This is a genomic window from Sphingorhabdus sp. EL138 (assembly GCF_945890115.1).
In the GTDB taxonomy this organism is placed as follows: Bacteria; Pseudomonadota; Alphaproteobacteria; order Sphingomonadales; family Sphingomonadaceae; genus Sphingorhabdus_B.
In genome coordinates this window covers 1-13,429 of the sequence record NZ_CAMDCK010000012.1, presented here as the reverse complement: position 1 = coordinate 13,429, position 13,429 = coordinate 1, and the positions used below count along the sequence as shown (strand labels likewise).

Sequence of the window (13,429 nt, the reverse complement as noted above, 5' to 3'; positions counted from 1 at the left end):
GCGGGTAATTGGGCATGTCACTCGCGATGGAGAGTATTTGCATTTCGGGTCTGGCCGTCACCACGCAGCCTACGCGGTCGGGGACAGTCGACATAGGCAATATCAACCGCAAGTTGTGTGAGCTCGCGGCAGGTGTTACACTAATTCCTTTTGTTGTTGACTCATTTCGGGGATTCCCATTCTGCTAGTTTTCTGATCAGTGTCGCTTCGTCAGGGCCAGGGATTGTCGGCAGAGGACGCCCGCGACGCGGTCTTGAGATTGCTAGACAGGGCCCTGTCGGGGTTTTCGGATTGCTAATGCCCCGTTGCGCCTGAGCGCAATAGCATTCCCAGAGGCGGCGAAAGCTGCCACTAAAGCTTCAAACTAAGCCAAGTCTCCGCCGCGCGGTATAGCCAGCGCATGCCCCCAGAAGATCGATTGCCGGATGTATACGGGACTTCGAAGCAATCGGTGTGATAGATACCCACGATATAGAGACTGCGCCGATCTCGCCACTCTATTTAATTTCAATGACTGGTGACCCCTACGGGAATCGAACCCGTGTTTCAGCCGTGAAAGGGCCGCGTCCTAACCGCTAGACGAAGGGGCCAATCGCTTGGCGAGCCGCGGCCTTACGGGTTCGTTTTGCACTCGTCAAGGCCAAGTTCGCGCAAATTCAGTCGGCAAAGGCAATGTCGTCGACGTGCAGCTCGGCTTTTGGCGTTGTGCCCCAGTCATCGGTCTTCGCGCGGCCTGCAAACCAGTAGCGGCGACCGCGATCGGCGTGAAGCATGGTCTGGCCAAGAACGGTCTCGCCCTGACGAAAAGCCATAGCTTTGAACGACTGACCATCGTCACCCGCCACAATAGCGCGGACATGGTCCTTGCCGACAATATCACACTTGATGATTCGCAATGGCCCCGTCACCACCCGCGGCCCGGGCCAGCCCATGCCATAAGGTCCAGCCGATTCCATGGCGTCCACAAAAATGGGGTTCAGGCCACGCGGCGCAACTATGGCGTCGATCAACAACGCCTTAGCGCCCGATGCGTTGGCGACGTCTGTTGCCAATCGCGCGTCGAGCCAATCGGCCAACGCGTCAATCTTGTCACTGTCAACGGTCAAGCCCGCCGCCATGGCGTGGCCGCCGCCAGCCACAAGCAAACCAGCCTCCCGCGCGGAAATGATTGCCGCGCCCAGGTCAACACCGGCAATAGACCGACCCGATCCTTTGCCAACGCCATTTTCGTCGACGGCAATGACGATGGATGGCTTACCAGTCTTTTCCTTGATGCGCCCAGCGACGATGCCAATGACACCTGGATGCCAACCTTGGCCCGACAGCAATGCAACCGCGCGATTATGTTGTCCGGCCAACATGGCCTCGGCCTGTTCCTGCACCACCGATTCGATTGCGCGACGTTCTTCATTCAGGCGGTCCAGCTCCATCGCAATGTCTTGCGCCTCGAGCGGGTCTTCAGTGATCAGCAGCCGCACACCAAGGTCCGATTTGCCGACGCGGCCGCCGGCATTGATGCGGGGGCCCAAGGCAAAGCCAAGGTCGGAGCATATCGGCGCGCGGGTCAGGCGGCTCGCTTGAATAAGCGCAGACAGTCCAATGTTGCGGCGCGCGGCCATGACCTTCAGCCCCTGCGCCACGAACGCACGGTTCAGGCCGCGCAGCTGCGCCACATCGGCCACGGTGCCCAAGGCCACGATATCGAGTAGCTCCATGATCTTGGGTTCGGGCCGAGCGGCGAAATAGCCGCGGGTGCGCAACGTCCGGATCAACGCCGCGCCCAAAAGAAATGCCACGCCAACCGCCGCCAGATGTCCATGGGAGGCCGCTTCGTCGGTTTCGTCGAGCCGGTTAGGGTTGACCAAGGCAAAGGCTTCAGGAAGCTCTGACGCGCATTTATGATGGTCGACGACGATAACCTCAAGTCCGGCGGCCTTGGCCTGCGATAAAGCGTCATAGGCCATGGCTCCGCAATCGACGGTAATGATTAAGCGGCTGCCACTGTCGCCAATACGGACCAATGCTTCGCCTGAGGGGCCGTAGCCTTCCATCAAGCGATCCGGGATATAATAGCCTGCGTTGAGCCCCAAATTGCGCAGCAAGCGGATGAGCAAAGCCGCGCTGGTCGCGCCATCGACATCATAATCGCCATAGACAGTGATTTGCTCCCCTGCCTCAACGGCCTGCGCCAGTCGAAGTGCCGCATTTTCCATATCTTGAAAAATTGATGGGTCGGGCATGAAATTGCGAATGGTCGGGTTGCGGTGCCGTTCAATATCATCGCGCGGGACACCGCGCGCCATTAGCAATTGCGTGACCAGGTCATCGGGCTGAAAATCTGGGTCACGGCCATCGGTGCCGCTGCCCCGCCAATGCCAAGCTTGTTCAAGGACGGAATGATGGATGTTCAGGACTGACGACATGATGCTTCCCTATGGCGCGCCGCTGGTGCTAGCAAGTGGGGATGAAGCAACTCGCAATAATCTGGCACAGCATGACCGGCGGGTCTGAAGCCCTAGCGCAGGCCGCTTATGACGGCGCGGTGCGGGGGCAGGGCGTGAATGTGCTGATGCTGAACGCGGCAGAGGCGGACGCTGAACATATATTGGCGGCAGACGGCTATCTGTTCGTCTTTCCCGAAAATCTAGCGGCGATCAGCGGTGGCATGAAAAGCTTTTTCGACCGATGCTATTATCCATGCCTTGGTGCGCTAAACGGGCGGGCTTATGCGATGATTGTATGCGCAGGTTCCGATGGGCGAACTGCCGTTGCGCAGGCGGAACGCATTGCCACGGGCTGGCGGCTGCGACAAATTGCGCCCAGTGTCATTGTGTGCACGCATGCGCAGACGCAAGAGGCCATATTGGCACCCAAGACCATCGATAAACTTGACCTGTTGTCCGCTGCGGAACTGGGTGAGCAAATCGCAACGGGTCTGCAAATGGGTATTTACTAAAAATCAGCCGAGACGGTCAGCCTTACGATGCTCGCTCTTGACCCAGCGTACGGTGCCAGATGAGGCGCGCATCACGACACTTTCGGTGGTGACACGGCCATCGCGCAAGGTCTTCACGCCTTCCAGCAACGAACCATGGGTCACACCCGTGGCGGCAAAGATACAATCGCCCTTGGCCAATTCTTCAAGGTCGTAGATCTTGTCCAAATCTTCTATGCCCCATTTGCGCGCGCGCTGCCGCTCGTCATCGTTGCGGAAAAGCAAGCGGCCCTTGAACTGCCCACCGACGCAACGCAAAGCAGCGGCTGCCAGCACGCCCTCTGGCGCGCCGCCGCTGCCCATATAGATGTCGACCGTCGTGTCGGGGTTCGTTGTCGCGATCACGCCGGCAACGTCGCCATCGGGGATCAGCATAACGCCGCAGCCAATTTCGCGCAGTTCGGCGATCATTTTTTCATGGCGGGGACGGTCAAGGACGCACACAATAAGATCTTGCGGCGGCACACCTTTTTCCGCAGCAACGGCAGCGACATTTTCAGCCACCGATTTGTTGAGATTGACGATGTTGGGGGAATAGCCGGGGCCAACCGCGATTTTGTCCATGTACACATCGGGTGCGTTGAGCAAATTGCCTTTTTCGGCCACAGCCAACACCGCCAGCGCGTTCGGGCCGGCCTTTGCGGTAATCGTCGTGCCTTCCAACGGATCAAGTGCGATGTCGATTTTGGGACCCGTACCAATCGCCGACCCGACCTTTTCACCAATGAACAGCATCGGTGCCTCGTCCCGTTCACCTTCGCCGATGACGACCGTTCCATCCATATATAGTTCGTTCAAGGCAGCGCGCATCGCTTCGACGGCGGCGGCATCCGCTGCCTTCTCATCGCCGCGACCAATAAGCTTCGCCGCTGCAATGGCTGCAGCCTCAGTCACCCGCACCATTTCCAAAACAAGGACGCGGTCAAGGATTTGGCTTGCTGCAGTCATCTGAATTTCCTATCTATTTGAAATATCGGGTTTCTGGGGAAAGAAATTTCGGCATCTGGGGCATTAAAGTCGGCACTGCGGTTCCGATAGGGAAGGTGTAGCCAAATGTCGAGATTACTTGTTGCAATTTTCATTCTCATGGCGGCGCCAACGGAGGCTGCGGCGCAAACAGCATTAAGCGCAGATGGCTCCGCCGCCGCACAAATTGAGCGTGCCCGGCGGATGATTGCGGTCGATGAAGACGGCTGCGTCAAATATCCTCAGAATGACGAGATTGTCGTATGCGGCGAAAACCCCGACAATAAAAGCCAGCGCATATTTCGCGATACGCAAGGAACGGACGAAGACCGCATACGGCGCGGGGAAGCGATTTCCAGCAAACGCGCGGCGGCATGTTTGCGCGGCGATACCAATTGCAAGATTTACATGAAAGGTGTGAGCATGGGTGTTGGCTATGTCCCACCAGTGGCCATTCCGCTTGAGGAGATTCTCAAGGGGCTGCCCGAGCCCGAAATGATTGTCACCGATGGCGAGAACGCACCGCCCTGATCATTCGCCCAAAATGTGCATCACCATCGGCGCGCCAAGCAAGCTGTCCGAGCTTGCCAGCGCATTTATGGTGTCGTTAATGGCTTGTTCTGGCCCCGCATGGGTCACCATGGCAATCAACGCCGAACCATCGTCACTTGCCTCGGTTTGAATGAGGCTTTCAATCGACAGCCCCGCATCACGCATCGCTGCGGTGATTTCCGCGAGCACACCGACCCGGTCTGCGACCAACATGCGTAAATAGGTTTTGCTGATCCGGTGCGCCGAGGCTGCGCGCGGCAGCTTTTCAAGCTCAGCCGACGGCATGGAGAATGCAGGGCCGGTTTCCTTGCGCGCAATATCGACTAAATCAGCAACGACCGCTGATGCTGTTGGCTTGTCACCCGCGCCTGCGCCTTGGAACAGCAAGCGGCCCGAGAAATTGCCCTCTGCAACGACGGCATTAGTTGCGCCTGTGACATGCGCGAGCGGGTGGCTCAGCGGCACAAGACAAGGCTCAACCCGTTGGAAAATAGTCGCCGATCCATTGTCGCCGTCAATTTCAGCAAGACCGATAAGCCGGATACGATAGCCCAAGGTTTTGGCTTGTGCGATGTCCGCCGTCAAGATTTTGCGCACGCCGCGCGCCTCGACACCGCCAAAGTCTATGACAGAGCCAAAGCTAAGAGATGCAAGAATGGAGAGCTTATGGGCAGCATCAACGCCGTCAATGTCGAACGACGGATCGGATTCGGCAAAGCCCTTAGCCTGCGCGTCGGTAAGAACCTGCGCAAAATCCAGCCCGTCACGCTCCATAGTGGACAGGATGAAGTTGCAGGTGCCATTGAGAATGCCATAGACGCGGTCAATGCGGTTGGCGGCGGCACCATCGCGCAGACCTTGAATGACGGGAATACCTCCGGCAACAGCCGCCTCAAATTTGAGCGCGGCCTGCTTGCTTTCTGCCAAAGCCGCAAGCTCGAAACCATGATGCGCGATCATCGCCTTGTTGGCGGTTACCAAAGCGCGCCCGTTGGACAAAGTCTCACGGGCCAAGGTCAGGGCGGGGCCATCGGATCCTCCGATGAGCTCAACCACAACGTCAACATCGTCTGCCGTGGCAAGCTGCCCCATGTCGTCGACCCAATGATAAGGCGAAAGGTCAACGCCGCGATCTTTCGTCCGGTCACGCGCAGTAATAGCCACAATCTTGATCTCGCGGCCGGCCCTGCGCGCGATAAGCGCCGCATTTTCTTCCATCAGACGAATGACACCACTGCCCACGGTTCCAAGTCCGGCGAGGCCCACATTCAGGGGTGCATGACGAACTGCTGTGGACATGGCTAAATGACTTTCTGCCTGGAATCTGTTGGATTGATGCCGCGCTTAAGTGGAATTTGATGGAAACGCTAGTCCAAGCTTGCACCTGCCCTTGCAGGTGCGCGCTCCATAGGCATAAGACAAGCCTTGGGCTGGCGCGCGGGCATGGCGTTCGCTAGAGCGAAGATAAATGCGAAATCGGAGTGAAGAAATGCGTGTAATAGGTGTCATCGGTGCAGGTCAAATGGGTGCGGGCATCGCGCAAGTGAGCGCTGCTGCGGGCTATCATGTCTATCTGTCCGACCTTGATCTGGCCAAGGCCGAAGCGGGCAAGGCCAGCATTGCAGGCGCCTTGGCCCGCTTGGTCGCCAAAGAGAAAATGGGGCAGGTCGAAGCTGACGCATTGTTATCACGCATTGAACCCGTCGCCAGCTATGAACCGATGGCTGATGCGGGGTTGATCATCGAAGCGGCGACTGAGCGTGAGGACATTAAGCGCAAGATATTTGAGGCTGTGGGCAAAATCCTTGGCCATCAGGCTGTACTGGCATCGAACACATCGTCCATCCCGATTACCCGTTTGGCGCAGTCATCACCCGACCCAAAACGCTTTATTGGCGTCCATTTCTTCAATCCCGTGCCGGTCATGGGCTTGATTGAAATCATCCGCGGCCTAGCGACGACCGACGCCACCGTCGACGTTGTGCGCCAATATGGGGAAAAGCTGGGCAAGCAATTGGTCTTTGCCAATGATGCGCCGGGCTTCATCGTCAATCGCGTGTTGATGCCGATGATCAACGAAGCCATCTTTGCGCTTGGCGAAGGCGTTGCCAACATGCGCGATATCGATACCGCCTGCCAGCTTGGCCTCAATCACCCCATGGGGCCGCTGACCTTGGCAGATTTTATCGGGCTCGATACCTGTCTTGAAATCACCAATGTGCTGTTCCAATCGACGGGCGACCCAAAGTTCCGCCCTGCGCCGTTGTTGCAAAAATATGTTGAGGCCGGATGGTATGGCCGCAAGGTTAAGCGCGGATTTTACGATTATTCTGGGGACGTACCCGTGCCGACACGCTGAGGCTCTGTGGCATCGGCTTTTGTCGTTAGATTTAGTCCGATTGCCCCGACCAAGATCAGCATGATAAACCCAATCTGGATGGGTTGCAGGCTTTGTTTGAACACCAGCCAACCGATGATGGTAATCGCCATTATTCCGATTCCGGACCAGATCGCGTAGGTTACACCGACCGGAATGCTCTTCATCGCCACGGCAAGGAACGCGAAGCATACCCAATAACATGCCATCGAGCCAATACCGAGGCCGATGCGGGCAAAGCCGTCCGACGCCTTGAGCAGGCTCGTTCCGGCGATTTCAAAGACAATGGCGATTGCCAGATATATCCACGCGTTCATTTCAATCTCCCTTTTTGTCTGCTTCAAGCGCGACAATTCGCGTGCACCGAATATCCGGCGCCCTGAAGCAGTGCGCAAGGGTGCGACGAGCCCTTGGCTTCGTAAAAACGCAAAGTGCGGCTCGTTAGGCCAGTGCGGCGTACAACTTCGTTTATTGGAAGCGAATCAGTCATTTGGACTGTATGCATCTTGACGCTGGGTCAACTTCAAGCATTATTTGTGTGCGTGAAACTTTCCAATCGGCGTCAGGGTCATGGACTAGCCGCAATAAAGGCTGCCTCAAGATCAGCGATCAAATCATCGGTGTCTTCCAAGCCGATCTGTAGCCGAATGAGCGTACCGTCCTTTTCCCAAGCTACAGCTGACCGGTATTTTTCGGGGTGGACGGGCAAAGCAAGGCTTTCAAAACCGCCCCAGCTATAGCCGATGCCAAACAGTTCGAGGGAATCTACAAAGGCGGCGGCGGTTGCGGAGTCCCCTTTATGGATGAAGGAGAACAGGCCCGACGCGCCGGTAAAGTCACGCTTCCAAATGTCATGCCCTGGACAGTCCGGCAGCGCGGGGTGGAATACCGCCGCAACATCGGGCTGGGTCTGTAACCATTTGGCGATCTGCAGCGCCGACGCCTCATGTGCCTTCATCCGGACGGATAAGGTGCGCAGGCCGCGACTAGCAAGATAGGCATCGTCGGGTGACACTGTCTGGCCAAGCTGTTGCGCGGTTTGGCGTAATCGCGTCCAATATTTATCATGCGTTGTGACACTGCCCATCATGACGTCGCTATGGCCGACAATATATTTGGTGCACGATAAGATCGTCATGTCGATGCCCTTGTCGAGCGCAGTGTGGAAATAAGATGTCGCCCAAGTGTTGTCGAGCAAAGTGACAACATTATGTTTTTTGGCAGCGGCGCAAATGGCGGGAATGTCCTGCACCTCAAAGGTCAGGCTGCCGGGGGATTCGAGCAGGATTGCTTTGGTGCGGTCGCAAAACAGCGTTTCATAATCCGCAGTCAGCGGGTCAAAATAGCGTGTCTCAACCCCGAAACGATTCAGAAATCCGTCGGCCAACGACCGGCTTGGATCATAAGCGTTGTCGGTCATTAACAAAACGTCGCCAGCCTTCAAAACCGACAGCAACGCGCACGCAATTGCGGCTACACCAGAGGGATAGAGCATCGTGCCATGCGCGCCGGGCTCCATCTCGGTCAGCGCCTCGGCCAGCGACCATTGTGTTGGTGACCCACGCCGACCGTAGAAAAAACGGCCATCCGCGTTGCCCGTCTTCCCTGCCTCTAACGCAGCTACGTTTTCATATAAATGCGTGCTGGCACGCCAAACGGGCACGTTGACGACAGGACCGGTAAACGCGCTGCTGCGCCCTGCAGTGACTATTTTGGTGGCTGGTTTTTGGGGCTTGTCAGAACTCAAGCCGCACCCAGCGCCTTGGGGGTGTCTTTATCAAGGCCCCATTCGGACCAACTGCCGTCGTAAAGCGCGACATCAGTCTTGCCCGTCATGCGTGCGCCAAACAGAATGGCCGCAGCGGTCATGCCTGAACCACATGTCGTGATCATCGGCTTGTTGAGATCAACGCCTGCGTCGGCATAAGCTTGGACAAGATCCTCACCGCGTTTCCATGTGCCGTCAGCGTTGAACAACTGACCAAAGGGTAAGTTGCGGCTGCCCGGAATATGACCCGACGCCATTTCGGGGCGAGGTTCGGCTTCTTCGCCAGTAAAGCGACCAGCGCCGCGTGCATCGACCACATCTGCGTCCTTGCTGTGCAAATTTGCCAGCATGTCAGCCTTGCTGCGCACGGCCTTGTCGTCTTTCCACACGGTGAAGTGGCGGTGGCGCAGAGTGGGTTTGCCAGTTTCGAGCGGGCGGCCTTCGGCTTTCCACTTGGCGATGCCGCCATCCAGAATTGCCACAGCATGTGCGCCAAACAAGGTCAGCATCCACCAAGCGCGAGCGGCAGACTTGAACGGACTGTCATCATAGACCACGATACGGCTGCCGTCCCCAAGTCCGAGCGATTGCATACGGCTCGCGAATTTTTCAGCTGGCGGTAGCGTGTTGGGTAAGCCGCTATTGGCGTCGGCAAGCTCTTCCAAATCCATGAACACGGCCGATGGAATATGCCCACCTTCATATTCTGCCTGTGCGTTACGCCCTGCATCAGGCATGAACCAAGTTGCATCGACCACGCGAAGGTCGGACGCGCCGATTTCGTTCGCCAACCAATCGGTGCTTACTAACAATTCCATGATTTCGTCCTTGCCCGCATATATGATTCTTAATCGGCGCAGGATAAGCAGTTTTTATAAACTATCCAAGCGTTTCCAGAAAAAGCTGCGCATGGCTGCGAAGCTTTTCTTTATCTGCGTCCGCCATCCGCTCCCAATTTTTATACGGCATCGCCATACGGGGATTTTTGCGCAACTTGCCTTCGTTCCGGGCAATGAATTCCCAGTATAACGCGTTGAAAGGGCATGCTGTTGGTCCGACGCGTTGTTTGACGTCATAACGGCAATGTGTGCAATAATCGGACATACGATTGATATAGGCACCGCTTGCCGCATAAGGTTTTGATGCGAGCATGCCGCCATCGGCAAACTGGCTCATGCCAAGGCTGTTGGGCAATTCCACCCATTCATAGGCATCGGCATAAACGGCCAGATACCATATATGCACTTGTTTTGGGTCAAGTCCCGCCAGCAAGGCAAAATTGCCGGTGATCATCAGCCGCTGGATATGATGCGCGTAGCTGTGCGCGATCGTCTGGCCAATGGCCTGCGACAGGCAAAGCATGTCGGTTTTGCCCGTCCAGTAAAAGGCAGGCAGCGGCCGGGTCGCGGCCAGCGCGTTGCTCTCCACATATTCGGGGCCAGCATGCCAGTAAATGCCGCGTACATATTCACGCCAGCCAATGACTTGCCGGATAAAGCCCTCAGCGGCGTTAATCGGAACCTTGCCCGCCCGATATTGCACCTCAACCGCGCGGCACAGCTCAAGCGGGTCCAGCAAGCCCGCATTGATGTAGGGCGAGAGGATCGAGTGCCATAAAAACGGTTCGCCGGTCAGCATCGCGTCCTGATAATCGCCAAAATTGGGCAAAGCATGGACCAAGAAATGCTGTTGCTGCTGCAACGCATCTGCGCGGGTCACGGCAAAGCCGAATTTGGCCGTCTGTCCGATATTGTCACCATAACGGCTCTCAACCATCTGGATGACCTCTTGCGTCACGGCATTGGGCGCAAAATGCAAGGGCTTTGGCATTGCCAGATCGTGCTTGGCGGGTTTGCGGTTTTCTGCGTCGAAATTCCATTGCCCACCTTCGGGCGTATCGCCATTCATAAGCAGGCCGGACTTACGGCGCATATCGCGATAAAAATACTCCATGCGCAACTGCTTGCGGTCCTTGGCCCAGCGTTCAAATTCGCCATGGGTGCACAAAAACCGGTCGTCAGGCAGGATAGTCACCGGAACATCAAAGCGGTTGGACCAGCTATCGAGCATGGCCTTTACCCGCCATTCGCCGGCTTCGGTCACGCGCAGTGCGGAGATTATGTGCCGCTCAATTGCGCGCGCGACTTCGCCGGTCAAGCTGCCGCTGTTGTTCGCATCGATCAGTTTAACGTAATCGACGGTCCAGCCTGCGCTGCGCAGATCCTCTGCATGGTGGCGCATAGCGGACAGAATAAACGCCATTTTGGATTTATGGTGCGGCACATATTCGGTTTCTTCGTCCACCTCCGCCATCAAGATGACGCAGGCTGTTTTGTCCTGCCCCGCCAAAGAAGACAGGCCGTGGCTGAGCTGGTCACCAAATATGGGAATCAAAATTGTCATGTCTGCGCCATAACGCGGCGTGCGTTGCAGGGCGATACAGGGTTTAAAGAAAGACGGGCGCGTCCTGTTTGGATGGATCCCAACCTATTTAATCCCGAACCGTTCGCAATATCTGGCATCACTGGTTTGCTTCGCGCTGCGAAACGGCTAAATGCGCGATCATGACTGACACATTAAAGCCCAAATTTCTTGGTGCGCACAGCGCGCTTCCGCAAACGCCTGAAGAGGCGCAGCTGGATTATGTTCCCAATCCGCGCTTTGGTACGCTGTATCTCGCGCGCTTTGCAGTCCCGGAATTTACCTCGCTTTGCCCGGTTACGGCGCAGCCTGATTTTGCCCATTTAGTTATCGATTATGCGCCAGATGCGACAATCGTCGAATCAAAATCGTTAAAGTTGTTTCTGGGGTCATTCCGCAATCACGCCGCCTTTCATGAAGACTGCACCGTTGGCATCGGCCAGCGGCTTTTCTCGGAAATGAAACCGCATTGGCTGCGTATCGGCGGTTATTGGTATCCGCGCGGCGGCATACCGATTGATGTGTTCTGGCAATCAGGCGAACCACCCAAGGGTCTGTGGTTACCCGACCAAGCTGTTCAGCCCTATCGCGGTCGCGGTTAGGCAATTTAAACAAGCCGCCCAATATTTCGCCTATGAGGAATTTTTCACCCAATCCGGCAGCAGATGTGAAGGGCGCAACCTTCCGTGGTGCTGGCATTCCTCATCTCGTCGACGCTCAGGAATCGTTCGTCGCAAAATATCGGTAAAAGCTGTTCTCGATCGAGGGCCTGCTTTATCACTTCTGCATGGCCAATATATTAAGAGCTTGGGAAAGCCGCGTTCAAGACGCGCGTCGCAAAGGCATGGTCTCATTGGCGATGCTGTCCGTGCTGTCGGCATGCGTTGCTGCAGAGCGCGCGCCGTCACGAACACCTGCACCAGCCGCGAAAAAGGCACTGCCTGTGCAAAAGCTTGCGACGCCTGCCGTTCCGGCTCGTCCAGCGATTGTCCGTGCACCGTTAGGATTGGATAATCTGCTGAACGACCAATGGCGCATTTTTCCGGGCCGCACGGGCGTAGCTATCATGCGCATCGATGGTGGCGAATGGATAACCGGTAAACGCGTTGACGAGCTATTTCCGCAGCAAAGCGTATCCAAAACATGGGTGGCGCTGACCATTTTGGACTTGGTCGACCAAGGAAAGGTCCGGTTGGACCAAAAAATACGTATAACGCGCGATGACCTTGCGGTTTTTCATCAACCTATTCGCGATCGCGTTATCGCCAATGGCGAGATCGAAGTCACAGTGCTTTCGTTGCTCGAACAAGCGATCATCAGCAGTGATAACACCGCCAATGATTCTTTGCTGAGGACAGCGGGTGGTCCACAGGCCGTGCAGAATTTCCTGCTGCGCAAAAAACTGGGCGCCATCCGTTTTGGTCCGGGTGAGCGTTTGATGCAAAGCGGGATAGCGGGGCTGGAATGGCGTCAAGAATATGCGATTGGCCGCCGTTTTTATGCTGCGCGTGGCGCGGTTCCCTTGGCGACGCGGAAAGCAGCGTTAGATCGCTACCTTGCCGATCCCGTCGACGGGGCAAGTCCTGAGGCGATTGTTCGTGCGCTTGCGAGATTGGCTAAAGGCGAACTGCTCTCGCCTGCATCGACGCGCCTTATTTTGGGGATAATGTCACGCACATCAAGCGGTCCGAACCGATTGAGGGCAGGGGTGCCTGCGGGATGGCGGTTTGTCCACAAGACAGGGACGGGGCAAATTCTGCCTCCGGTTTCAACGGGCTATAATGATATCGGCATAATGACGGCGCCTGACGGCACGCGCTATGCCGTGGCCGTTATGATGGGCAGTACAACCGCGCCTATTCCACAACGCATGTCATTCATGCAGTTTGTGTCGCGGACTATCGCCACATATCACGGACAATAACCTAGGCATCAATTTTGGTTGCCAAAGACATAGCCCTGTCGCAGGCAAAGAAAAGGGCCGCCCTGTAGACAGGACAGCCCTTTTCAAAATGCTTTCGCTTAGAAAGCGCGAATATTACTTCGCAGCTTCTTTCGCAGCGTCTGCAGCGGCACCAGCTTCTGCAGCGGCGTCGGTTGCAGTTGCAGCGGCGTCAGTTGCAGTTGCAGCAGCGTCAGTTGCAGCGGCATCAGTTGCAGCAGCAGCATCGGTAGCTACTTCAGCGCCTTCAACAGCGGCATCAGCAGCTTCTGTGGTTGCTTCTGTGGTTGCTTCTGTGGTTGCTTCTTCAGCACCTGAGCAAGCGGCCAAACCGAGCGAAGCGGCAAGAACGAGAGATACAGCAATTTTCTTCATATGGGAAACCCCCTAGCAAAACTTATGAAAACC

Annotated in this window: 13 protein-coding genes, 1 tRNA gene and 1 pseudogene; 5 read left to right on the top strand and 10 right to left on the bottom strand. The window is 56.4% G+C overall.

Translation table 11 applies throughout. The annotated features are described in order from the left end of the window. Positions 1-515 precede the first annotated feature (515 nt). Together Q0O07_RS07135 and recJ are read right to left on the bottom strand one after the other, a co-directional pair. Positions 516-590: transfer RNA gene (locus tag Q0O07_RS07135), tRNA-Glu, on the bottom strand. A gap of 66 nt (positions 591-656) precedes the next feature. After that, positions 657-2,423 carry a single-stranded-DNA-specific exonuclease RecJ gene (recJ, locus tag Q0O07_RS07130; RefSeq protein ID WP_295492018.1) on the bottom strand — a complete coding sequence of 589 codons (1,767 nt, stop codon included), beginning with the start codon at positions 2,421-2,423 and terminating at the stop codon, positions 657-659. Positions 2,424-2,464: 41 nt separating this feature from the next. Here recJ and Q0O07_RS07125 point away from each other — a divergent pair, with 41 nt between their 5' ends. Beyond that, a complete protein-coding gene (locus Q0O07_RS07125; RefSeq protein ID WP_295492015.1) occupies positions 2,465-2,956 on the top strand; it encodes a flavodoxin family protein in 492 nt (163 codons plus the stop codon). 3 nt (positions 2,957-2,959) lie between these two features. Here the strand turns inward: Q0O07_RS07125 and glpX are convergent, their stop codons facing one another. Beyond that, complete coding sequence (gene glpX / locus Q0O07_RS07120; protein WP_295492013.1) at positions 2,960-3,943, bottom strand: class II fructose-bisphosphatase; 984 nt, start codon at positions 3,941-3,943, stop codon at positions 2,960-2,962. Positions 3,944-4,048: 105 nt separating this feature from the next. Between glpX and Q0O07_RS07115 the strand changes: the two genes are divergently transcribed. Beyond that, positions 4,049-4,492: a hypothetical protein gene (locus Q0O07_RS07115; protein ID WP_295492011.1), complete on the top strand. Its 444-nt coding sequence runs from the start codon at positions 4,049-4,051 to the stop codon at positions 4,490-4,492. On the opposite strand, the gene Q0O07_RS07110 is transcribed toward Q0O07_RS07115, so the two are convergent. Further along, positions 4,493-5,812 carry a homoserine dehydrogenase gene (locus Q0O07_RS07110; protein ID WP_295492009.1) on the bottom strand — a complete coding sequence of 440 codons (1,320 nt, stop codon included), beginning with the start codon at positions 5,810-5,812 and terminating at the stop codon, positions 4,493-4,495. Positions 5,813-6,002: 190 nt separating this feature from the next. Between Q0O07_RS07110 and Q0O07_RS07105 the strand changes: the two genes are divergently transcribed. Continuing rightward, a complete protein-coding gene (locus Q0O07_RS07105; protein ID WP_295492007.1) occupies positions 6,003-6,872 on the top strand; it encodes a 3-hydroxyacyl-CoA dehydrogenase NAD-binding domain-containing protein in 870 nt (289 codons plus the stop codon). Here the strand turns inward: Q0O07_RS07105 and Q0O07_RS07100 are convergent. The 5 genes and pseudogenes from Q0O07_RS07100 to Q0O07_RS07080 all read right to left on the bottom strand — a co-directional run bounded on the left by Q0O07_RS07100 (position 6,839) and on the right by Q0O07_RS07080 (position 11,061). Further along, on the bottom strand, positions 6,839-7,207 hold the full coding sequence (locus tag Q0O07_RS07100) for a multidrug efflux SMR transporter (protein WP_295492150.1): 369 nt from the start codon (positions 7,205-7,207) through the stop codon (positions 6,839-6,841). The genes Q0O07_RS07105 and Q0O07_RS07100 overlap by 34 nt on opposite strands. A gap of 18 nt (positions 7,208-7,225) precedes the next feature. After that, positions 7,226-7,380, bottom strand: a pseudogene (locus Q0O07_RS07095) (MerR family transcriptional regulator); the annotation flags it as partial. A gap of 78 nt (positions 7,381-7,458) precedes the next feature. After that, on the bottom strand, positions 7,459-8,637 hold the full coding sequence (metC, locus tag Q0O07_RS07090; RefSeq protein WP_295492005.1) for a cystathionine beta-lyase: 1,179 nt from the start codon (positions 8,635-8,637) through the stop codon (positions 7,459-7,461). Continuing rightward, on the bottom strand, positions 8,634-9,476 hold the full coding sequence (sseA, locus tag Q0O07_RS07085; RefSeq protein WP_295492003.1) for a 3-mercaptopyruvate sulfurtransferase: 843 nt from the start codon (positions 9,474-9,476) through the stop codon (positions 8,634-8,636). The genes metC and sseA overlap by 4 nt, the downstream gene beginning before the upstream one ends. Positions 9,477-9,537: 61 nt before the next feature. Beyond that, positions 9,538-11,061 (bottom strand): cryptochrome/photolyase family protein, encoded by a 1,524-nt coding sequence (locus tag Q0O07_RS07080; protein ID WP_295492001.1) that lies wholly within the window; start codon positions 11,059-11,061, stop codon positions 9,538-9,540. A gap of 161 nt (positions 11,062-11,222) precedes the next feature. On the opposite strand from Q0O07_RS07080, the gene queF reads away from it, so the two are divergent. After that, the gene (queF, locus tag Q0O07_RS07075) at positions 11,223-11,681 is read left to right on the top strand and encodes a preQ(1) synthase (RefSeq protein ID WP_295491999.1); all 459 of its coding nucleotides are present in this window, start codon (positions 11,223-11,225) and stop codon (positions 11,679-11,681) included. A 185-nt stretch (positions 11,682-11,866) separates the two neighbouring features. Further along, positions 11,867-13,003 carry a serine hydrolase gene (locus Q0O07_RS07070; protein WP_295491997.1) on the top strand — a complete coding sequence of 379 codons (1,137 nt, stop codon included), beginning with the start codon at positions 11,867-11,869 and terminating at the stop codon, positions 13,001-13,003. 114 nt (positions 13,004-13,117) lie between these two features. On the opposite strand, the gene Q0O07_RS07065 is transcribed toward Q0O07_RS07070, so the two are convergent. After that, positions 13,118-13,396 (bottom strand): hypothetical protein, encoded by a 279-nt coding sequence (locus tag Q0O07_RS07065; RefSeq protein ID WP_295491996.1) that lies wholly within the window; start codon positions 13,394-13,396, stop codon positions 13,118-13,120. Positions 13,397-13,429 lie beyond the last annotated feature (33 nt).

Coding starts and splice junctions, on each gene's coding strand:
- recJ (WP_295492018.1), bottom strand. CDS start 2,423: ATGTCGTCAGTCCTGAACATCCATCATTCCGTCCTTGAACAAGCTTGG.
- Q0O07_RS07125 (WP_295492015.1), top strand. CDS start 2,465: ATGAAGCAACTCGCAATAATCTGGCACAGCATGACCGGCGGGTCTGAA.
- glpX (WP_295492013.1), bottom strand. CDS start 3,943: ATGACTGCAGCAAGCCAAATCCTTGACCGCGTCCTTGTTTTGGAAATG.
- Q0O07_RS07115 (WP_295492011.1), top strand. CDS start 4,049: ATGTCGAGATTACTTGTTGCAATTTTCATTCTCATGGCGGCGCCAACG.
- Q0O07_RS07110 (WP_295492009.1), bottom strand. CDS start 5,812: ATGTCCACAGCAGTTCGTCATGCACCCCTGAATGTGGGCCTCGCCGGA.
- Q0O07_RS07105 (WP_295492007.1), top strand. CDS start 6,003: ATGCGTGTAATAGGTGTCATCGGTGCAGGTCAAATGGGTGCGGGCATC.
- Q0O07_RS07100 (WP_295492150.1), bottom strand. CDS start 7,207: ATGAACGCGTGGATATATCTGGCAATCGCCATTGTCTTTGAAATCGCC.
- sseA (WP_295492003.1), bottom strand. CDS start 9,476: ATGGAATTGTTAGTAAGCACCGATTGGTTGGCGAACGAAATCGGCGCG.
- Q0O07_RS07080 (WP_295492001.1), bottom strand. CDS start 11,061: ATGACAATTTTGATTCCCATATTTGGTGACCAGCTCAGCCACGGCCTG.
- queF (WP_295491999.1), top strand. CDS start 11,223: ATGACTGACACATTAAAGCCCAAATTTCTTGGTGCGCACAGCGCGCTT.
- Q0O07_RS07070 (WP_295491997.1), top strand. CDS start 11,867: ATGGCCAATATATTAAGAGCTTGGGAAAGCCGCGTTCAAGACGCGCGT.
- Q0O07_RS07065 (WP_295491996.1), bottom strand. CDS start 13,396: ATGAAGAAAATTGCTGTATCTCTCGTTCTTGCCGCTTCGCTCGGTTTG.